The following is a 20,102-nucleotide window of genomic DNA, read 5'->3' on the forward strand; positions in this document are numbered from 1 at the left end:
AAAAGACGAGGGCCGCCACCTCACGGTGGCGACCCTCGTCCGGATCAGGTCAGAGGCCGAGCAGCCTCGCCCAGAAACCCTTCTTCTGCTCAGGCGACCTCGTCGCCAGCTCCTTTGGGCGGTTCCGACTGCCCAGTGTCGGAGCCCCCCTCCGGCGCATCGCTCGTCGACCGCGCGGCGTCCGCCGGCGATCCCACGGGGTCGGGTGAGGCTGCCGAGCCGGAGCTCGCGGACGCCGACGCCGTGCTGGACGCACCGGCACTCGGCAGCTGGATCTCGTCCAGGGTGGCAGGACCGTCGTCCGCGGGTTCCTTCGTCTCGTGCGCATGCTGCGCGGCGGCGGCGATGGTGGCGAGCGTGGCCTTGACGGCCTCGCGCGCCTCGGACCGCTCCTCGGGCAGGCTCGCGACAGGCGTGGCCTCCGGCACGGGAGCCACCTTGCCCTCCTTGCCGCGCTTGCGGCGTGCACGCGGGGAGCGCGGACCCTCGTCGGACGACGCGGGCGCGCCACCCGAACCCATGCCGTTGGCAGACTTCTCGATGGGCTCCTCGTGCACGATGAACCCACGGCCCTTGCAGTGCTCGCAGGTCTCGGAGAACGCCTCGACGAGGCCCTGGCCCACGCGCTTGCGCGTCATCTGGACCAGACCCAGCGAGGTCACCTCAGCCACCTGGTGCTTGGTGCGGTCCCGGCCGAGGCACTCGACCAGACGACGCAGCACCAGGTCCCGGTTGGACTCGAGCACCATGTCGATGAAGTCGATGACGATGATGCCGCCGATGTCGCGCAGGCGAAGCTGCCGCACGATCTCCTCGGCCGCCTCGAGGTTGTTCCGCGTCACGGTCTCCTCGAGCGTGCCGCCCGCACCGGTGAACTTGCCGGTGTTGACGTCCACGACCGTCATCGCCTCGGTGCGGTCGATGACCAGCGAGCCGCCCGAGGGCAGCCAGACCTTGCGGTCCATACCCTTGGCGAGCTGCTCGTCCACCCGGTGCACGTGGAACACGTCGGTGTTCTCGACCCACTTGGACACGCGCTCGCGCAGGTCCGGGGCCAGCTCCTCGACGTAGTGCGCGATCTCGTCCCACGCACCCTCGCCCTGCACCACCAGCGACGAGAAGTCGTCGTTGAAGATGTCGCGGACCACGCGGATCGCCATGTCCGGCTCACCCTGCAGCAGAGCCGGGGCGTTGGCCTTCTTCGACTTCTCCTGGATCGCGTCCCACTGGCCCTGCAGCCGCTCGACGTCGGCGCGCAGCTCGTCCTCGCTCGCCCCCTCGGCGGCGGTACGCACGATCACGCCTGCGCCCTCGGGGACGACCTCGCGGAGGATCTTCTTGAGGCGCGACCGCTCCGTGTCGGGCAGCTTGCGGCTGATGCCGGTCATGCCGCCGCCCGGCACGAACACCAGGTACCGGCCCGCCAGCGTGACCTGGCTCGTGAGCCGGGCACCCTTGTGGCCGATCGGGTCCTTGGTGACCTGCACCAGGACCGAGTCGCCCGACTTCAGCGCCTGCTCGATCCGGCGCGGCTGGCCCTCGAGGCCGGCGGCGTCCCAGTTGACCTCACCCGCGTACAGCACGGCGTTGCGGCCCTTGCCGACGTCGACGAACGCCGCCTCCATGGAGGGCAGCACGTTCTGGACCCGGCCCAGGTACACGTTGCCGGCCATCGAGGCCTGCGACTGCTGCGAGACGTAGTGCTCGACGAGCACGCCGTCCTCCAGCACCGCGATCTGCGTGCGGCCGTCCTTCTCGCGCACGATCATCGACCGCTGCACCGACTCGCGGCGGGCCAGGAACTCGGCCTCGGTGATGATCTGGCGACGACGACCGTGGTCCCGGCCCTCGCGGCGACGCTGGCGCTTCGCCTCGAGTCGTGTGGACCCCTTGAGCGCGGTGACCTCGTCGGTGCGGGTCGAGCGGACGGCGGCTGCCTCGGCGCGCTCGCCCCGCGTACCCCGGCGGCGTCGGCGACGACGGCGGCTGCCGCCCTCGCCGTCACCGTCGACCGCGTCCTGGGCGGAGTCCTGCTCGTCCTCGTCCTCGTCGGGCGCCTGCGCGTCCTCCTCGGAGTCGTCGTCCTGCTCCTCGTCCGCCGAGTCGTCCTCGTCGTCCAGACGGTTCGCGCGGCCGCCACGACGTCCGCGTCCGCCCCGACGCCGACGGCGGCGCGACGGGCGCACATCCTCGTCGTCGTACTCCTCGAAGTCCGCCGGGGCGAGCTCCTCGAGCTCGACGCCCTCGGCGGCCAGCTCCTCCTCGATCGCGCCGACCTCGTCCACGGCGGCGGCGTCGTCCTCGCTCAGCTCGGCCGCGACGAAGTGCGGCACCGCGGCGCTCGTCTCACGGACGGGCGCCGCTACGGACACGTCCGCGGCGGGCTCGACGACATCGGCCTGCGTGCTCGGGGCCGAGTCCTGCGGCTCCGGCTGCACGGCTGGCTCGACGCCGGGTCCACCTGTACGACGTACCGCCCGGCGCGAGCCGGACCGGCGCGCCCTGGGCTCGGCGGGTGCCTCGGACACCGCCTGGGGTTCCGCCCTGGGCTCCGTCCTGGCCTCGGCGGGCCGCTCGACGGCGGGCTCCGCCGCACGCGCGGGCGCCTCGGCGGCCGGCTCGACGGGGCGGGCGACCGGGCGGGCGAACGTAGGCGTCAGGTCCTGCGGACGCGGCGGCCCGGCAGGTGCCTGCGCGCGCCGCGAGCGGCGAGCGGCGGACTCGTCGGGCGCCTGGAAGAGCAGCGCCGTGGTGGCGAGCCGCGGAACGCGCGTGCCCGACGTCGTCGCGGCGGGCGAGACCGAGGGCTGCGCGGACGCCTCGGCGGCAGGCGTCTCGACCGCGGGGGCCACGGTGGGCTCCGCTGCCGGACGGCGGCTGCTGCGGCGGCCGCGGGTCCTCGGCGCCTCCGCGGCCTGCACCTCGGACGTCACCTCGGCCGTCAGCTCGGACGTCGGAGCCTCCGGCGTCACCTCGGCGGCCGGGATCTCCTCAGCCGGCGCCTCGGCGGCGGGGGCCACGGGAGCCTCCGCGACGGGCTCCGTGGCCGGCGGCTCCGCGGCGGCGGGCTCGGCGGTGACGGGCTTGCGCCGCGACCGGGCACGCTTGGGGGCGGCCTCGGCGGCCGGCTCGGCCGGAACCTCCGCTACGGGCTCCGCCTTCTTGCGGGTACGACGCTTCGGAGCGGTCTTCTCGGGCTCCGCCGTCGGGCTGCCGGGCAGGATGATGTCGTCCAGGCTCGCGACCCCGCGCGCCGGGGCGTCGACGGGCGACGCCGCGGGCTCGGGCAGCACGATGTCGACCGGTGCCGTCTCCTCGACGGGTGCCTCGACCGCAGCCTCCGGCTCGACCGTCCCGGGCTCGGCGACCGGCGCGGACTCGACAGTGACATCTGTCTCAGTCGGGACCGGATCACTCACCGCGGCGGGCTCGGCAACGACCTCGGCGGCCGGCTCGGCCGCCGTCGGCTCGGCTGCAGGAGCGGGCGTCGTCGGGGAAGAGACACCCCGCACGGCGCGGCGGCGCGGTCGCTTGGTGGTGGGCTCAGCGGTTGGGGAGGTCGCCACGACGGCGGTGCCGCCGGTGGTCACCGGCTGGGACCCGGCCGGGGTCTCCGCCGGGCCGGAGGAACCGACGACGATGGGCTCGACGTTCGCCGTCGAGACGACGGACCTGGTGACCCGGCGACGCGGGCGCTTGGCCGGCGTCGTGCCTGCCGGAGCCTCCCCACCAGTGGTGACCTGGGCGTTCGCCTCAGGTGCGTCGTGATCATCCTGTGACCCGATGGTCGAACCGGTGGTGCTGGAAGGCGTCACGTGAGGTGCTCCTGTAGCCGGCGTCCGCCCCACACCACGCGGGCCGCCAGGCGGTCGGTCGTCCGGCTGTGCATCGCGGCGAAGCGACCCACCCGGGCTGAAGTCTCGGTCTGCGGCCCTGTTCCTGCGATCTTCGCGGACGCCTGCGGCCACGTTCTGTCGTGACAGCGGCACCGCGTGCGGATCGCGGGCAGTGTTGGACTCTGCAGGCCGCGCAGGGATGTGGGCCTACGCGGGTTCGTCAAGTATCGCACAAGAGATAGCCCTCGCCCTGCGGTGGTCCAACTGCGTGTACAGTGGCTTGTGAAGACATTCACAAGCGACGGATCCGCCCCCACAGCGCCCCGACCTGCCACATCAGGCCAGCGTCCGAGGGACAGAGCCGTACGGAGACACCACAGGAGCCCGGAGTGGAAGCTCTCGACCTGGCACGCTGGCAGTTCGGCATCACCACCGTCTACCACTTCATCTTCGTGCCGCTCACGATCGGCCTCGCACCCCTGGTGGCCGTGATGCAGACGGCCTGGGTACGCACGGGGAACGAGCGCTGGCTGCGGCTGACGAAGTTCTTCGGCAAGCTGTTCCTGATCAACTTCGCGCTCGGCGTCGTCACCGGCATCGTGCAGGAGTTCCAGTTCGGGATGAACTGGAGCGAGTACTCCCGGTTCGTCGGCGACGTCTTCGGGGCTCCGCTCGCCATGGAGGCCCTCGCCGCGTTCTTCATCGAGTCCACGTTCCTCGGTCTGTGGATCTTCGGCTGGGACCGCCTGAACAAGCGCGTGCACCTCGCCTGCATCTGGGCGGTCGCCGTCGCGGTGAACCTGTCCGCCTTCTTCATCCTGGCCGCCAACTCGTGGATGCAGCACCCCGTAGGGGCGCGGTACAACCCCGAGACCGGTCGCGCCGAGATGGAGTCGATCTGGGCGATCCTCGGCAACAACACGCTCTGGGCGGCCTTCCCCCACGCGGTGGCCGCAGCCTTCCTGACGGCCGGGACGTTCGTGGCCGGGATCGCCGCCTGGTGGATGGTGCGCCTGGTCCGGACCAAGCGACCCGAGTCCATCGAGCTCGCCCGGAACGTCTACCGACCCGCGGTGATCCTCGGCACGGTCGTCATGCTGGCCGCGGGAGCCGGCGTCGCGCTGACGGGCGACGCCCAGGGCAAGCTGATGTTCGAGCAGCAGCCGGGCAAGATGGCGTCGGCCGAGGCGCTGTGCGAGGGCGAGGAGGCGGCTCCCTTCTCGATCCTCACCATCGGTGACCTGTCGAACTCGTGCGAGGGCGTGCGGCACGTCCTCGAGGTGCCTGGCCTGTCGAGCTACCTCGGCACCGGCAAGTTCTCGGGCGAGGACAGCTACCTGCCCGGCGTCAACGACGTGCAGGAGCAGTACGCCGAGCGGTACGGCGCGACGGACGAGGCCGGGAACCCCATCTCCTACACGCCCAACCTCGCCGCCACGTACTGGAGCTTTCGGCTCATGATCGGGTTCGCCGCCGGTTCCGCGCTGCTCGCGCTGGCCGCCCTGTGGTTCACCCGTGGCGGCCGCGTCAGCGACAACCCCTGGTTCGCCCGCATCGCCATAGCGGCGATCCCCACGCCGTTCCTCGCCTCGTCGTTCGGCTGGATCTTCACCGAGGTGGGGCGCCAGCCCTGGGTCGTGGCCCCCAACCCCACGGGGATCGACCAGATCCGGCTGCTCACGATGCAGGGCGTCTCCACGGTGGTCAGCCCCGGCATGATCATCACCTCGATGGTCGTGTTCACGGTGCTCTACGCCGTGCTGGGCGTGATCTGGTACCGGCTCATCCACCGGTACGCGATCGAGGGCGTGCCCCGGGCGGTGCGCGACGAGTCGCCGGAGGCCGCCGGCGACGAGACCGACCGTCCGCTCTCCTTCGCCTACTGATCCGCCTGCCAGCCTGACCTACCTGTCAGAAAGACGGCCAGAGAGATAAGGACGTGACCGTGGACCTCGCCATCGTGTGGTTCGTCATCATCGCGATTCTGTGGACCGGGTACTTCGTGCTCGAGGGCTTCGACTTCGGCGTCGGCATGCTGATGTCGCTGCTGCCTCGCGGCGACGCCGCGCACCGGGAGAAGGAGCGACGGGTGCTGGTGAACAGCATCGGCCCGGTGTGGGACGGCAACGAGGTGTGGCTGATCACCGCGGTGGGCGCCACCTTCGCTGCGTTCCCCGAGTGGTACGCCACCCTGTTCTCGGGCTTCTACCTGCCCACGCTCGCCATCCTCGTGGCGCTCATCGTGCGCGGCGTCGCCTTCGAGTACCGCGGCAAGATCTCCGACGCCGTCTGGGCGCGCCGCTGCGACATCGCGATCCAGGTGGGTTCCTGGACTCCGGCGATCCTGTGGGGCGTGCTGTTCGCGAACCTGGTCCGCGGCCTCCAGCTCGACGACGCGCACCAGTACGTGGGCGGGCTCGGGGCCCTGTTCAACCCGTTCGCGCTGCTCGGTGGCCTGACGACGCTCGTGCTGTTCCTGCTGCACGGCACGGTGTTCGTGGCGCTCAAGACCGACGGCGCGATCCGGGCGCGGGCCCGCCGGTTCGCCGGAGTGCTGGCGGTGGTCGCCCTGGCCGTCGCCGGGGTGTGGTCGAGCTGGACGCAGACGGCGTTCGCGCCCGCCTGGACGTGGGCGGTAGTGATCGTGGGCGGGCTGGCCCTGATCGGCGTCCTGGGGACCAACCGTGCGGGGCGCGAGGGCTACGCGTTCGGGCTCTCGGCCGTGACGATCATCGCCGCGGTGGTCCTGATCTTCGGGTCCATGTTCCCTGACGTGCTGCCGGGTCTGGACGGCGGCAGCGCGCTCAGCATCGCCGAGGCGGCGTCCACCCCGTACACGCTGACCATCCTCACGTGGGTGGCAGTGGTGCTGACACCGCTGGTGCTCCTGTACCAGGGATGGACGTACTGGGTGTTCAGGCGTCGGCTGACCGTGGACCACATCCCCGCGCCGGCCGGCCTGACGTGGAAGAAGATCAAGGACTCGGCGTTCTGAACACCTTCGGCGTTCTGGACGACTGGAGCACGGACGTATGAGACCGATCGACCCCCGGCTGCTGCGGCAGGTCCGTGCGGCCCGCTGGTACGTGGCACTCACGGTCGGGCTCGGTGTGGCGGCAGCCGGGCTGATCGTCGCGCAGGCCCTGCTCATCGCGGGCCTCCTCGCACCGGTGATACGCGGGGACAGCACTCCCGGATCGGTGCTCACCTGGTCCTTCGCGGGGCTGGCGCTCGTGGTCGCAGGGCGGGCGGCCGTCGCGTGGGCGCAGGAACGGTACGCGCTGCGCGCCGCCGCCCGGACCATCGCCGAGCTGCGGCACGCGGTGGTCGAGGCCTGGGCGCTGCGCGGCCCGCGGGCGGCCGGGGCGGCGGCCGGCGGAACTGCGATCGGCGGGACGACGGCGGTCGGCGGGGCCGGCGCTCCGGCGTCGGGCAGCGGGAACGGCGCCAGCCCCGAGGCGGAGGTCGCGACCCTGGCGACCCGCGGGCTCGACGCGCTCGAGCCGTACCTCGTGCGGTACGTGCCGCAGCTGGTGCTGACGGCGCTGCTCACGCCGGCCCTCGTCGCCGTCGTGCTGGGCCTGGACTGGGTGTCCGCGGTGATCCTCGTCGTCACGCTGCCGCTCGTGCCCGTGTTCATGGTGCTCGTCGGGCGGCTGACCGCGGGGACGTCGGAGCGGCGGCTCGCGACCGTCGAACGGCTCGGCACCCAGGTGCTCGACCTCGTCGCCGGGCTGCCGACGCTCCGCGCCTTCGGACGGTCCTTCGGGCCGGGTGCGCGGGTGCGGGCGCTCGGCGACGCGTCCCGCAGGGCGACCATGGGAACGCTGCGGATCGCGTTCCTCTCCTCGATGGTGCTGGAACTGCTCACGACGCTCTCGGTGGCGATCATCGCCGTCGGCGTGGGACTGCGGCTCGTCGAGGGCGCCATGGAGCTGCAGCCGGCACTCGCCGTGCTCGTGCTGGCGCCCGAGGTATACCTGCCGCTGCGGCGGGTCGGGGCGGAGTTCCATGCGTCGGTCGACGGGGTCGCGGCGGCTTCTCGGACGTTCGCGCTCCTTGGTCCGGTCCGGTCGGAGGGTGAGGACGGCGGAGCGGGTCTGGCCGGTGGGACGAGGCTGGCCGGGTGGGAGCTCGTGCTTGACGGGGTGTCCGTGCGGGCTGCCGGGCGCGGGATCGTTGCGCCTGCCGGACTGTCGGCTCGGGTGCCGCTCGGGTCCGGTGTGCCCGGAGACGGGCGGGTCGTCGCCTTGCGGGGGCCGAGCGGGGTGGGCAAGTCGACCGCCGTGCTCGTGGCGCTCGGGTTGCTGGCGCCGGATGCCGGGCGAGTGGGGCTGGTTCCTGCCGACGGCGCTTTCCGGGACCTGGCGGATCTCTCGGCGGGCGGGCTGGAGAGCTGGTGGAGCGCGCTGACCTGGGTTCCGCAGCGGCCCTCGCTACCGCCCGGGCGGTTGCGGGAGGTGGTGCTGGACGGCAAGCCGGCAGCGAGCGACGCGGCGCTTGGCGAGGCGGCGCGGCTGACCGGGCTCGACGTCGTCGTCGACTCGCTCCCGGACGGCTGGGACACACGGGTCGGGCTCGGCGGCGTGGGCCTGTCGGTGGGCCAGCATCAACGCGTGGCGCTCACGTCCGCCCTGCTCGACGACGCCGCCACCAAGCCGCTGGTGATCCTCGACGAACCGACCGCGCACCTCGACGCGCGCGGCGAGCAGGCGGTGCTGGAGACCGTACGCGCGTGGCGCGACGCGGGGCGAACCGTGCTCGTCGTCGCGCACCGGGCCTCGCTGCTCGGGCTCGCCGACCAGGTGATCGACGTCCGCTCGGCGGCAGACCCGGAGGCACCATGAACACCCAGACGCCGACCACTCCGGCCGCTCCGGCACCGCGCCCGACCCGGGGCACCGCCGACCCGCTGCGCCGGGTGCTGCCCCTGCTGGAGGTCCGGCCGGTCAAGGTCGCCGCGGCGATCGGCCTCGGCGTCCTGGCCCTGGCCTGCGCGATCGGGCTCGCGGCGGTCGCCGCCTGGCTCGTCGCCCGGGCCTCGCAGATGCCCCCGGTGCTCACCCTCTCGGTGGCGGTCGTCTCGGTGCGGGCGTTCGGGATCGGGCGCGGCGTCCTGCGCTACTGCGAGCGCCTCGCGTCCCACGACGTCGCGCTGCGTGGCATGGCGGCGCTCCGCGCGAACCTGTACGACAGGCTCGCCGCCGACGACCGTCCGGTGACGGTCCGGCGGGGCGAGCTCCTGGCGCGGATCGGTCAGGACGTGGACGACGTCGGCGACGTGGTGGTCCGCTCGATGGTGCCGGCGGGGGTCGCGGTGGTGACGTCGCTCGGCTCGGTGATCCTGCTGGGTGTGCTGCTGCCGGCGGCGGGGGTGGCGCTGGCGCTGTGCCTGGTGCTGGCCGGGGTGGTGACGCCGTGGCTCGCGGCCCGGGCCGCTGCCCGGACGGAGGCACGGGGTGCCGCTGCCCGGGGCGAGGTGACCGCGCTGTCCCTGGAGATCCTGGAGGAGTCGGCGCCGCTGCGCGTCTCCGGGCGGTTCGGTGCGCGGCTGGCCGATCTGGACGCCGCCGATGCCCGCCTGTCCGCCGTCGCGGACGACGGCGCCCGCACGTCCGGGCTGGCCGCAGCGTTGGGGGCGCTGGCGCAGGGTCTCGCGGTGCTCGCCTCGGTCGCGCTGGGGATCCCAGCGACACTGTCGGGTTCGCTGTCAGTGGAGGCGCTGGCGGTGGTCGTGCTGACGCCGCTCGCCGTGTTCGAGGCGACCGCCGGGCTCCCGGCGGCGGCGATCCAGCTGCACCGGTCGCGGGAGGCCGCGAGGCGGCTGCTGGAGCTGCTGCCGGACTCGGCTCCGGTGTCAGACCCACAGGTCACTCGAGTGACCTGTGGGTCTGACACGTCGGGGTCGGAGGACGACGCGCTGCTCGTGCTCGACGACGTCGCCGCTGGCTGGCCCGACGGCGGCGGCCGGCCGCGTGCCGTCGTCGAGGGGGTGTCTCTCACGCTGCGCCCGGGGTCGGTGGTGGCGCTGGCGGGACCGTCCGGCGTCGGGAAGACGACGCTGCTGATGACGACCGCGAGCCTGATCCCGCCCCTGACGGGCCACGTGGGCGGGTGGTCGGCAGAACGTCAGCGGGTCGGCAGTCCGGGTTACCGATCAACTGACGTTCTGCCGACCACGCCGATCGACCGGCTGTTCGTCGCCGAGGACGGGCACCTGTTCGACACCAGCGTGCTGGAGAACCTGCGGGTCGCGCGCGGCGACGTGACGGAGGCGGAGGCCCGGGCCGCGCTCGCCGCCGTCGGGCTGGGTGGCTGGCTCGCCGCGCTTCCCGAAGGGCTGGACACCCTGGTGGGCACGGACGCGGCGGCGGTCTCGGGTGGGGAGCGGCGTCGGCTCCTGGTCGCTCGTGCGCTCCTCGCCCCCGCCCGGGTGCTGCTCGTGGACGAGCCGGCCGAGCACCTCGACGGCGAGACCGCGGACGCCCTGGTCCGCGCCCTCGCCGACCACGCGCGGAAGACGGGGCGGGCGGTGCTGCTGGCGACCCACCGGCTGACGCCGCTCGCGGCCGCCGACGAGGTCCTGCTGCTCGGGAACGGCACGCTCGCGGGTGCGACCACGGGCACCACCCCGGCGACCGTCGTGGCCCGCGGCAGCCACGAGCACCTCCTCGCGACCGACGGCGCCTACGCCTGGTCAGCGGCCCAGGAGGGTTGACCATGCAGTTGCTGCCAGGCCGATGCCGTTCCTGGCAGCAACTGCATGGTCGTCACAAGCTCTTGTCGAACTTCTTCGAGAGCTGCTCGTAGCCCAGGCGCTCGTAGAAGGCGTGCGCGCCAGTCCGGCGAAAGGACGACGAGACGGTGGCCCGTGCGGCGCCCGCGGCCGTTGCCCATTCCTCGAAGGTCGCGACGAGGGCGCGCCCTGCCCCGGTGCCGCGGTTCGACTCGGCGACGACGAGTGCGGTGAGCTGGGCCACCGGCGCATCGAGCTCGTAGGCCCAGCGGACGTGGCCTGAGGCGAACCCGATGACTGCTTCCGCATCGGCTTCGTCCGGGTCTACCGCCAGCCAGGCCTCGTCGGTCTCGCTGCCCGCGACACGGGCGAACCTGGCGGCGACGTCCTCCACGGTGCTGGGGTAACCGAGCTGACCGAGGAGCGGGGCGATCGCTGGGGCGTCGACGGGGACGGCGCGTCGGATGTGCACCGCGTCATCCTAGGTCGTCAGCCGGCGTCGCCCCCGAGCACCGCCATGGCCGCGGCCCGGCCCGGGATGCCGCTCACACCACCGCCGCGGCGGGCTCCGGCGGCCGCCAGGAGAACTCGGGGATGCTCCGTCGCGACGCCCCAGGGGCCGGACTCGTCGCCGTCGTCCGGCTCGGCGAACGGCCAGCTCAGGTCACGGTGGAAGATGTGCCCGCCCGGCAGCCCGACGTCGCGCTCCAGGTCGACGGGGGTGCGCACCTCGAGGCAGGGGGCGCCGTCGGCGTCGAGCGCCAGCACGTCCTCGATCGGCTCGGCGAGCACGGAGTCGAGGGACGCGAGCGTGGCCCGGAGCGCCTGGTCGCGGGCGGCGTCGGGTTCGGCGCGGAAGAGCCGTGCCGGCATGTGCAGCCCGAACAGCGTGATCGTCTGCGCGTCCGTCCCGGCGAGCTCCGGCCCGAGGATCGTCCGGTCGGTGAGCGTGTGGCAGTAGATCTCGCTGGGCGGCAGGTCGGGGATGCGCCCGGCGGCGGCCTGCGCGTGCGCCGCCTGGAGCTGGGCCAGCGACTCGTTGACGTGCAGGGTCCCGCTGAACGCCGCGACGGGGTCGACGTCGTCGCGCAGCCTGGGCAGGCGGGTCAGCAGCATGTTCACCTTGAGCTGGGCGCCCTCGGGCTGGTCGGCAGACGTCAAGGGGTCACCGCCCAGCAGCCGGTCCAGCTCCGCCGGGGCGCACGCCGCGAGCACATGGCCGGCCGTGACGCCCCGGGTGCGCCCGTCGGCGTCGGTCCAGGCGACCTCCGCGCCGAGCGCGCCGGGTGCCCCGGGATCGACGGCGGTGACCGTCGCCGAGGTGACGATCGTCGCGCCGGCGACCACCGCGGCGTCGCGCAGGGCGCCCGAGACGGCACCCATGCCACCCACCGGCACGTCCCAGTCGCCGGTCCCGTTGCCGATGACGTGGTAGAGGAAGCAGCGGTTCTGCCGCAGGGACGGCTCGTCGACGTCGGCGAACGTGCCGATCAGGCCGTCGGTGGCCGCGACCCCGCGGACGACGTCGTCGGCGAAGGTGCGGCGCAGCACTTCGCCGAGTGGCTCCTCGAAGAGCGCGCGCCAGGCCTCCTCCCCCACGCCGTCGACCACGAGGTCCCGGACGGCCGACCGCGGGAGCAGGGGTTCGGTGAGCGTCGGCGCGAGCCGGCGGGCCACCTCGGCGGTCATGGCGTAGAAGCGGCCCCACGCCTCGAAGTCGGCGTCCGAACCGGTGAGGCGCCGGAACGAGGCGCGCGTGGCGGCGTCGTCCTGGCTGTCGATGAGGAGGCCGCCGTCCGCCACCGGTGTGTACGAGGACCAGCGGCGGCGCTTCAGGGCGATGGGCAGCCCGAGCTCGTCGATCACCCGGCGAGGCAGGAGCGAGACGAGGTAGGAGTAGCGCGAGAGCCGCGCGTCCACCCCGGCGAAGGGGCGGGCAGAGACGGCCGCGCCGCCCACGTGGTCCGCGCGTTCGAGGACGAGGACGGACCTGCCACCACGGGCCGCGTAGGCCGCCGCGGTGAGGCCGTTGTGCCCCCCGCCCACGACCACGACGTCGTACCGGGAACGCATCGAATCGGTCATGGGCGCCATAGTGGCATGGGGCACAGATTGCCAGGGAGGTTCCATCACAGGTCGGTATGTGACCTAATCGTGACATTTGCGCGAGGGGCGGGTACGGTCGATCTCGCCTCTCCAGCAACGGGGAGGTCCAGGTCCGGACGCCGAACCCTGTCACCGGATCTTGGCAGCCAGAACCGTGACAGGGGCGGGGGAACCAAGTAAGCGGGCACGTGAGTGTCCTTGGGGTGAAGCCTCCTTGTGAGGCCGGGTGAATCGCTCTCCCATCCGAACCCGACAGCTCACTTCGTAGGCGTCCGAGGAGATCACTGGTGACCGTACTCACCGACCGCACCCACGACCGGGCGGACGACCAGGCAAGCCGTCCGAGCAACCGGGGCAGGCACCGCGCCGACGGCCCCGCGCTCACCCCCTTCACCGCACTGACCCAGACCGCCGCCGAGAACGCTGCCCGGACCGGCGCCATCGCGGTCGTCACCTCCGGCATGCTGGCATCGGTATTCACCCAGACCGCCCACACCGCGCCCGCCGAGACGCACACGCAGGCCACGCTCGCCAACGCGACACCGGTCGGCAACACCATCAGCAACACGGTCGACTCCACCGTCCGCGCCAGCCTCGCCGAGAACCTGGTCACGAAGGTCAAGGTCACCCAGGACGCCGATTTCTACGCCGAGCGCGGCCGCGTCTCCGTGACGCCGTACGCCGAGACCGAGGAGGGCATCGCCGAGGCCAAGGCCAAGGCAGAGGCCGAGGCGCGTGCCAAGGCGGAAGCCGAGGCGAAGGCAAAGGCCGAGGCTGAGGCAGCCGAAGCCGCCGCTGAGGCCGAGGCAGCCGCCGAGGCGGAGGCAGCCGCCGCCGTCAAGACGGTCGCCGCCGCGTCCGGACTGGGCCAGCAGGCCGTCAACCTCGCACTCGAGTACGTCGGTGTGCCCTATGTGTGGGGCGGAGCCTCCCCCAGCGGCTTCGACTGCTCGGGGCTCATCCAGTACGTGTACGGCCAGCTCGGCATCTCGATCCCCCACAGCTCGAGCGCGATCTCTACCATCGGGACCCAGGTCTCCGCCGCCAACGCCCAGCCGGGCGACATCGTGTGGACGCCGGGCCACGTCGCCCTCTACGCGGGCGACGGCATGGTCGTCGAGGCCCAGCAGCAGGGCACCCCCGTGCAGTACGGCTCGATGTGGCAGAACAACCCGGTGTTCATCCGGGTGACGGGCTGACGCCTACCACCACGCCGGACCGCGAGGTGTGTCGCGCCAGCCCCCTGGCGCGACACACCTCGTTCTCGTCCGGGGCTCGTCGCGGAACATGTCGGGTAACGTCCCGGGCGTGAAGATCCTCGTACCGGACGTGCCCTTCGACCTCGACTTCCCGGCCCTGCTGCCCGACGGCGGAGCCTCCTTCGCGCCGGACGGCATCAACACCGTCGCCGTCTACGCGATGAACGAGCCCGTCCCCGAGGAGCACACCGACGCCGAGATGCTGGTCACCTGGTCCAGCCCGCCCAAGATCCTCGCCGACGCCGCCCGCCGGCTCCCCCGGCTGCGCTGGGTGCAGACCCTCTCCGCGGGACCTGACGTAGCGCTGCGCGCCGGGTTCGGGCCCGACGTCGTCATCTCCTCCGGCCAGTCCCTGCACGACGACACGGTCACCGAGCACGCCCTGGCGCTGGTCCTGGCGACGGTTCGCCGCATCGACGTCTCCCTCGCCGCACAGCGGGAGCACCGCTGGGCCAAGGAGATCGCGTTCGCGCAGAGCGACCCGGTCACCGGCCGCGAGTACACGCTCGACGGCGCACGCGTGACGATCTGGGGCTTCGGGTCGATCGCCCTGCGGCTGTCCCCGCTGCTGACCGCGCTCGGTGCGCGGGTCACCGGCGTCGCCTCGCGTGCGGGCGAACGCTCCGGGTACCCCGTGGTGGGGCCGGACGGACTGGACGCCCTGCTCGCCGAGACCGACCTGCTCATCTCGCTGCTGCCCGCGATCCCCGCGACGCGGCACATCCTCGACGCCCGCCTGCTGGGCCTGCTGCCGCAGTCTGCCCGGTTCGTGAACGTCGGCCGGGGCGCGACGGTGGACGAGGAAGCGCTCGCCGACGCGCTGCGGTCCGGGCGGCTCGCGGGCGCGGCGCTCGACGTCATGGAGACGGAGCCGCTGCCGGCGGACTCCCCGCTCTGGGACCTGCCGAACCTGATCCTCACGCCGCACGTGGCGGGTGGCAGGCCGCGCCGAGCGGCCGAGTTCCTGGCCGCCCAGCTGACGACCTGGCAGCAGAACCCGGACCTGATCCGCAACAAGGTCCCCCGCTGACTGGTCGTTGAGTGCTGGCTAGTCGTTGAGTGCTGGCTATTTGGGGGCTCTCGTGCTCTCAGCCCGCAAATAGCCAGCACTCAACGGAGGGTCTTCCGGGGGGCCGGCTGACAGATCGGGCAGCTGAACGACGAGCGGTTCATGAACGCGTCCCGGCGGATCAGCGCACCGCAGCGCCGGCACGCCTCGTTCTCCTGCCCGTACACCGCGAGCGAGCGGTCGAAGTATCCCGACTCCCCGTTCACGTTGACATATAGCTCGTCGAAGCTGGTGCCGCCCTGGGCCAGCGCCTCGCGCATCACCTCGGCGGCCGAGTCCAGCACCCGGCGCACGTCCGCGGCCCGGAGCTTGTCGGTCGGCCGGGCCCAGTGCACCTGCGCGCGCCACAACGCCTCGTCGGCGTAGATGTTGCCGACGCCGGACACGACCGTCTGGTCCAGCAGCGCGCGCTTCACCTGGGTCCGACGGCGCCGTACCCGGCGGACCAGGCCGTCCAGGTCCAGGTTCGGGTCGAGCAGGTCACGGGCGATGTGCGCGACCGGTTGCGGCAGGAGGGGCAGGTCCGAGCCGTGCCCGGCGGGGATGCCCGACGCCGGTTCGCCGGCGCCGAGCGCTTCCCCGTCGCCGGGCACCAGGTCCTGCACGCTCAGGTGCCCGAACGTGCGCTGGTCCACGAAGTCGAGGTAGCGCGCGCCGGAGGGGGCGCCGGTCAGGTGCAGGCGAACCCGGAGGTGAGGATGGCGCCAGTCGTCCGCTGCCGTGCCCACCGCCCGGCTCGGCCCGGGACCCGCCTCCGCGCCGGACTGCTCCAGGCCCAGCACCACGCTCGACGCGTGCCCTGGATCGTCGCCCGCCATGGCACCCCGGACCAGCAGCTGCCCTGACATGCCGAGATGGGCAAGCAGGGCCGCGGCGGGGTGGATCGCCGCGGGCGCGGGCGCGCCGAGCTCGACGGGCCCGGCCGGGTCTTCCAGCGGGAGCCAGAGGAACTTGCCGCGGCGGACGGCGGCGCTCAGCCGCCGTCCGACGAGCTGGTCGCGGAACGACTCCGGGCCGCCGTCGTGCCGACGGACGCTGTACTCGCGGAACACCTCGACGTCGCGCACCACCGCGCCGACGACAAGTCTGTCGACACCGTCGCGGACGGTCTCGACCTCGGGGAGCTCAGGCACCGGCGGCCGGCGCCTTGCTCCCGGAGGCCTGGCCGGCGGCCGCCTCACCGTTCTCCGGCTTGGGCAGCGGGAACTTCTCCAGCAGGGCCCGGTAGGTCTCCTCGGCCGCGCCCTGCTCGGCGTGCTTCTTCGCACTGCCAGAGCCGGAGCCGTAGGTGATGCCGTCGATCACCACCGTCGAGTGGAAGACCCGCGCGTGCTCCGGCCCCTCGAACGTGGCGATGTAGTCGGGCGAACCCAGCCCACGTTCCGCCGAGGCCTCCTGCAGCGAGGTCTTCCAGTCGAGCCCTGCGCCCAGGCCGGCCGCGACGTCGAGCGTCGAGTCCACGAGCCGGTGCACGAGCGACCGCGACGTCTCCAGGCCGTGCGACAGGTAGGTCGCACCGATCAGCGCCTCGACGGTGTCGGAGAGGATCGAGTCCTTCTCGAAACCGCGCGTGCGGATCTCGCCCTTGCCCAGCAGCACGTACTTGCCCAGGCCCAGGGTGCGCGCGATCGCGGCGAGCGCGCGCTGCGACACCGTCGCCGCGCGCATGCGCGCCAGGTCGCCCTCCGACAGGTCGGGGTGACGCCGGAACAGCGCCTCCGTGACCACGAGCCCCAGCACGGTGTCGCCGAGGAACTCCAGGCGCTCGTTCGTGGGGATGCCACCGGCCTCGTGCGCGAACGACCGATGCGTCAGTGCCAGCACAAGAAGCTCGGGGTCCAGATGGACCCCGAGCTTCTCGAGCAGCGCGGTAGGTTCCGGCCTCGCCGGCGACGTCCCGCCCTTGGCCACGTCAGCCCGCGTGAACGGTCTTCAGGGCGTCGCGGTACGTGCGGCCCTTGTAGGTGCCGCACGTCGGGCACGCCGTGTGCGGCAGCTTGTTGCCCTGGCACTGCGGGCAGGTCGTGAGGGTCGCTGCGGTGGTCTTCCACTGCGAGCGACGCGCACGGGTGTTGCTGCGCGACATCTTGCGCTTCGGAACAGCCACGGCTAGCTCTCTTTCGTCTCGTCCGACACGCTCGTAGGTTCGAGCATGCTCTGAAGCGCCGACCAACGGGGGTCGACTACGTCATGGTGATGACCGGGGTCGTCAGCCAGGCGCGCTCCGCACTCGGAGCACAGGCCCGGGCAGTCCTCCCGGCACAGCGGTTGAAATGGTAGTGCAGTCACCACCGAATCCCGAAGCGCAGGCTCCAGGTCGGCGTTGTCGTCGTCGTCGAGGACCGACTCCTCGTCCTCCACGTCGACGTCCCCCGCCTTGGCCGACGCCGCGGCCCGCTCGGGGTACGCGAACAGCTCGGTGACATCGACCGTGAGATCACGGGTGATGTCGTCGAGGCAGCGGCTGCACTCACCCTTTGCCGTGCCGCGGACCGTGCCGGAGACCAGCACGCCTTCCATCACGGACTCGAGTCGAAGATCCAGCTCGAGGTCGGAGCCTTCCGGGATACCGATCACAGCGGTACCGAGATCCGACGGCGCCTGCACGGTCGCGCTGTGCGTACGCATGGATCCGGCACGCCGAGACAGCTCGTGCGTGTCGAGCACGAGCGGTGAGTTCGGTTCGCGGGAAATAACAGGCTCCATGAAAGGCAGTGTCCGAGAGGACGGTGAAGGGGGGGGTGGACCCGGCGCAAGACATCACGCCACGGGCCAAAAAGCAATCCTACGACATGGAACGGGGCTCACGCGCGCCCGTGCGGGGTGACAGCCCTCACGGGCCAGGCCGCTGGATGCCCCGGCTACTGACCCAACGCGGACCGCAGCGCCTCGACGACCCCCGCCGGCACCAGGTCGTCGACCGGTCCCCCGTGCCGCACTATGTCCTTCACCAGCGACGACGCGACGTGCGCGTACCGCTGGTCGCCCGGCAGAAAGATCGTCTCGACGCCCGACAGGTGCCGGTTCATGAGCGCCATCGGCTGCTCGGCGTCGAAGTCGCCGCCCCCGCGCAGTCCCTTCACGACGGCGACCGCGCCGATCTCCCGGCAGAAGTCCACCAGCAGCCCCGGCACGACGTCGACCCGCACCCGCGACATCGCGGGCTCCGTCCGGGCGAGGCTCTGCACCGCCGCGCGCACGAGCTCGGCGCGCGTCTCCAGGTCCAGCAGGCCGGACTTGCCGGGGTTCTTCGCGATGCCGACCACGACGTCGTCGAACAGGGTGGCCGCGCGGCGCACGACGTCCAGGTGGCCGAGGGTGATGGGGTCGAACGACCCGGGGCAGACGGCAGTGGTCACGCGTCCACGCTATCCGACGGTCCTGTGTCCGAGTGCTCGTTGTCCGAGGGCTCCGCGTACGAGGGCTCCGCGTAGTAGACCGCCGTGTCGCCGTAGTCCTTGCGGGCGAACGCGGCGAGGCCGTCGGGCCAGGCGGGCTCGGGGGTGCGGATCGAGCGCTCGACGACGACCACCGCGCCGTCGGCCAGGACGCCCGGGGCCGCCAGATGCGTCAGCACGGTGACGAGCGCATCCTCGTCGAGGTCGTAGGGCGGGTCGAGGAAGACCAGGTCGAGGGCCGCCGTCGTGCCGGGAGCAGCAGGACGCGGACCAGCGCCGGCCAGTGACGCCGCGAACCGCTCGGCGGTCTCCGCGACGACGCGCACCCCGGTCAGGCCCAGCCCCGCGACGTTCCTGCGTGCGACGTCGGCGGCGGGCCGCGCGCTGTCCACCAGGGTGACGGACACGGCACCGCGGCTGGCCGCCTCGAGCCCGAGCGCACCCGAGCCGGCGTAGAGGTCGAGCACGCGGGCGCCGTCGAGCACACCGAGGTGCTCCAGGCGGGAGAAGATCGCCTCGCGGACGCGGTCGCTGGTAGGCCGGGTGCCCTTCCCTGGCACGGCGATGCTGCGTCCGCCGAGCTTCCCGGCCACGATCCTGGTCACCCGCCGACCCTAACCCGCCCCACGCCCCGTTGAGTGCTGGATATTCGCCCCCGAGCAGTCTACGAGAGGGCAGATATCCAACACTCAACGGGTTGTGGGGCGGTTACTGCCAGGGGGTGTCGATCCGGGCGACTATCGGGAGGTGGTCGCTGGGCGTCCGGGGCAGGGTGCGGACCTCGGTCACCGTGGCTCCGCGCGCGAGCACGTGGTCGATCTGGGCGACCGGGAAGGCCTCGGGAAAGGTGAACTGGAAGCCGGTGGCCGGGGCGGTGACCAGATTCGTCAGGGGCGCTACGGCGCTGTCCGCCAGCACGGCGTTCAGGTCCCCCGCGACGATCACCGTCTCGTTCTCCTCCGCGCTGACGGCGTCGGCCAGCGCGAGCGCACTCGCATCACGCAGCTCCGTCTCGAACCCGCCTCGCCCGAGCCGGACCGAGGGCAGGTGCGCGACGAACAGGGCGACCGCGCTCTCCTCCCGCTGGATCACCACGCGCACGCACCGGTCCCAGGAGGCGTCGATGCCCTCGGGCCGGATGTCGACGGCGGTGGCCCCCTCGAGCGGGAACCTGGACCAGACACCGACGGTGCCCTGCGTCTCGTGGTGCGGCAGCGTCTCGCCAAACGCCTCGGTGTACTGCTCCGCCACCGTGTCGGACACCTCGGTCAGCGTCACGACGTCCGGCTCGGCGGCCAGGAGCACCTCGGCGGTACCCGTGACGTCGGAGTTGGTGTCGCTGACGTTGTGCTGCACCACCGTCAGGTCGCCGGGTCCCGGATCCACCGGGCGCACCTGCGGCAGGAACACCCAGATCCAGGCGGCCAGCGGGAGCAGGACGGCGAGGATCGCGAGCGCCGACCGCCGCAGCAGTGCGGCGAGGATCCCGAGCGGGACCGCGAGCCCGAGCCAGGGCAGGAACGACTGGATGAGACTGCCGAGGTTTCCCCACCGGTTCGGCACGACATCGTGGGCGACGAGCAGCACCGCGGCCACCAGGGAGCCGAGCGCCAGCAGCCTCCCGCGCTGCCACGCACTCTTTCCCGGCGGGCCGGTATGGATCGCATGCTTTGCGTCCGTCATCGGCGGGGACTCTAT

The 20,102-nt window shown here is 72.5% G+C and carries 16 protein-coding genes and 1 riboswitch; of the genes, 6 read left to right on the forward strand and 10 right to left on the reverse strand.

Going from position 1 to position 20,102, the window contains the following annotated elements; genetic code table 11:
- Positions 1-89 precede the first annotated feature (89 nt).
- Positions 90-3,815, reverse strand: coding sequence for an Rne/Rng family ribonuclease (locus ACQEVI_RS05505; protein ID WP_432895506.1), 3,726 nt, complete (start codon positions 3,813-3,815; stop codon positions 90-92).
- Between the two features lie 410 nt (positions 3,816-4,225).
- On the opposite strand from ACQEVI_RS05505, the gene ACQEVI_RS05510 reads away from it, so the two are divergent.
- Genes ACQEVI_RS05510 through cydC form a run of 4 tightly spaced genes read left to right on the forward strand, consistent with a single transcriptional unit; the run spans position 4,226 to position 10,554 of the window.
- Positions 4,226-5,722: a cytochrome ubiquinol oxidase subunit I gene (locus ACQEVI_RS05510; RefSeq protein ID WP_432895508.1), complete on the forward strand. Its 1,497-nt coding sequence runs from the start codon at positions 4,226-4,228 to the stop codon at positions 5,720-5,722.
- A gap of 59 nt (positions 5,723-5,781) precedes the next feature.
- Complete coding sequence (cydB, locus tag ACQEVI_RS05515) at positions 5,782-6,831, forward strand: cytochrome d ubiquinol oxidase subunit II (RefSeq protein WP_432895510.1); 1,050 nt, start codon at positions 5,782-5,784, stop codon at positions 6,829-6,831.
- 37 nt (positions 6,832-6,868) lie between these two features.
- The gene (cydD, locus tag ACQEVI_RS05520; RefSeq protein ID WP_432895512.1) at positions 6,869-8,683 is read left to right on the forward strand and encodes a thiol reductant ABC exporter subunit CydD; all 1,815 of its coding nucleotides are present in this window, start codon (positions 6,869-6,871) and stop codon (positions 8,681-8,683) included.
- On the forward strand, positions 8,680-10,554 hold the full coding sequence (gene cydC / locus ACQEVI_RS05525; protein ID WP_432895515.1) for a thiol reductant ABC exporter subunit CydC: 1,875 nt from the start codon (positions 8,680-8,682) through the stop codon (positions 10,552-10,554). Before cydD ends, cydC begins: the two co-directional genes overlap by 4 nt.
- Before the next feature lie 52 nt (positions 10,555-10,606).
- Here the strand turns inward: cydC and ACQEVI_RS05530 are convergent, their stop codons facing one another.
- Positions 10,607-11,044, reverse strand: coding sequence for a GNAT family N-acetyltransferase (locus tag ACQEVI_RS05530; protein WP_432895517.1), 438 nt, complete (start codon positions 11,042-11,044; stop codon positions 10,607-10,609).
- 17 nt (positions 11,045-11,061) lie between these two features.
- On the reverse strand, positions 11,062-12,657 hold the full coding sequence (locus tag ACQEVI_RS05535) for a phytoene desaturase family protein (RefSeq protein ID WP_432895519.1): 1,596 nt from the start codon (positions 12,655-12,657) through the stop codon (positions 11,062-11,064).
- 155 nt (positions 12,658-12,812) lie between these two features.
- Positions 12,813-12,964, forward strand: a riboswitch (cyclic di-AMP (ydaO/yuaA leader).
- A gap of 1 nt (position 12,965) precedes the next feature.
- Between ACQEVI_RS05535 and ACQEVI_RS05540 the strand changes: the two genes are divergently transcribed.
- Entirely contained in the window at positions 12,966-13,877 is a 912-nt protein-coding gene (locus ACQEVI_RS05540) for a C40 family peptidase (RefSeq protein WP_432895521.1), read from the forward strand.
- 109 nt (positions 13,878-13,986) lie between these two features.
- Positions 13,987-14,967 carry an NAD(P)-dependent oxidoreductase gene (locus ACQEVI_RS05545; protein WP_432895523.1) on the forward strand — a complete coding sequence of 327 codons (981 nt, stop codon included), beginning with the start codon at positions 13,987-13,989 and terminating at the stop codon, positions 14,965-14,967.
- A gap of 80 nt (positions 14,968-15,047) precedes the next feature.
- Here the strand turns inward: ACQEVI_RS05545 and mutM are convergent, their stop codons facing one another.
- The 7 genes from mutM to ACQEVI_RS05580 form a co-directional block, all read right to left on the reverse strand.
- On the reverse strand, positions 15,048-16,139 hold the full coding sequence (gene mutM, locus ACQEVI_RS05550; RefSeq protein ID WP_432895525.1) for a bifunctional DNA-formamidopyrimidine glycosylase/DNA-(apurinic or apyrimidinic site) lyase: 1,092 nt from the start codon (positions 16,137-16,139) through the stop codon (positions 15,048-15,050).
- Positions 16,132-16,917 carry a ribonuclease III gene (gene rnc / locus ACQEVI_RS05555; RefSeq protein WP_432895527.1) on the reverse strand — a complete coding sequence of 262 codons (786 nt, stop codon included), beginning with the start codon at positions 16,915-16,917 and terminating at the stop codon, positions 16,132-16,134. The genes mutM and rnc overlap by 8 nt, the downstream gene beginning before the upstream one ends.
- A gap of 1 nt (position 16,918) precedes the next feature.
- A complete protein-coding gene (gene rpmF / locus ACQEVI_RS05560) occupies positions 16,919-17,113 on the reverse strand; it encodes a 50S ribosomal protein L32 (RefSeq protein ID WP_108495103.1) in 195 nt (64 codons plus the stop codon).
- Positions 17,114-17,115: 2 nt separating this feature from the next.
- The gene (locus tag ACQEVI_RS05565) at positions 17,116-17,712 is read right to left on the reverse strand and encodes a YceD family protein (protein ID WP_432895529.1); all 597 of its coding nucleotides are present in this window, start codon (positions 17,710-17,712) and stop codon (positions 17,116-17,118) included.
- Between the two features lie 155 nt (positions 17,713-17,867).
- Positions 17,868-18,365, reverse strand: a complete 498-nt coding sequence (gene coaD, locus ACQEVI_RS05570) for a pantetheine-phosphate adenylyltransferase (RefSeq protein WP_432895531.1) — start codon at positions 18,363-18,365, stop codon at positions 17,868-17,870.
- Entirely contained in the window at positions 18,362-19,009 is a 648-nt protein-coding gene (gene rsmD / locus ACQEVI_RS05575; RefSeq protein WP_432895533.1) for a 16S rRNA (guanine(966)-N(2))-methyltransferase RsmD, read from the reverse strand. Before rsmD ends, coaD begins: the two co-directional genes overlap by 4 nt.
- A gap of 103 nt (positions 19,010-19,112) precedes the next feature.
- Positions 19,113-20,087, reverse strand: coding sequence for an endonuclease/exonuclease/phosphatase family protein (locus tag ACQEVI_RS05580; RefSeq protein ID WP_432895535.1), 975 nt, complete (start codon positions 20,085-20,087; stop codon positions 19,113-19,115).
- Positions 20,088-20,102 lie beyond the last annotated feature (15 nt).

It is taken from the genome of Promicromonospora sp. CA-289599, from assembly GCF_050936155.1.
Taxonomy (GTDB): domain Bacteria; phylum Actinomycetota; class Actinomycetes; order Actinomycetales; family Cellulomonadaceae; genus Promicromonospora.

What these genes read in the sequence shown, in the direction of transcription:
- cydD (WP_432895512.1), top strand. Translation starts at nt 6,869, where the DNA reads ATGAGACCGATCGACCCCCGGCTGCTGCGGCAGGTCCGTGCGGCCCGC.
- cydC (WP_432895515.1), top strand. Translation starts at nt 8,680, where the DNA reads ATGAACACCCAGACGCCGACCACTCCGGCCGCTCCGGCACCGCGCCCG.
- ACQEVI_RS05535 (WP_432895519.1), bottom strand. Translation starts at nt 12,657, where the DNA reads ATGACCGATTCGATGCGTTCCCGGTACGACGTCGTGGTCGTGGGCGGG.
- ACQEVI_RS05565 (WP_432895529.1), bottom strand. Translation starts at nt 17,712, where the DNA reads ATGGAGCCTGTTATTTCCCGCGAACCGAACTCACCGCTCGTGCTCGAC.
- ACQEVI_RS05580 (WP_432895535.1), bottom strand. Translation starts at nt 20,087, where the DNA reads ATGACGGACGCAAAGCATGCGATCCATACCGGCCCGCCGGGAAAGAGT.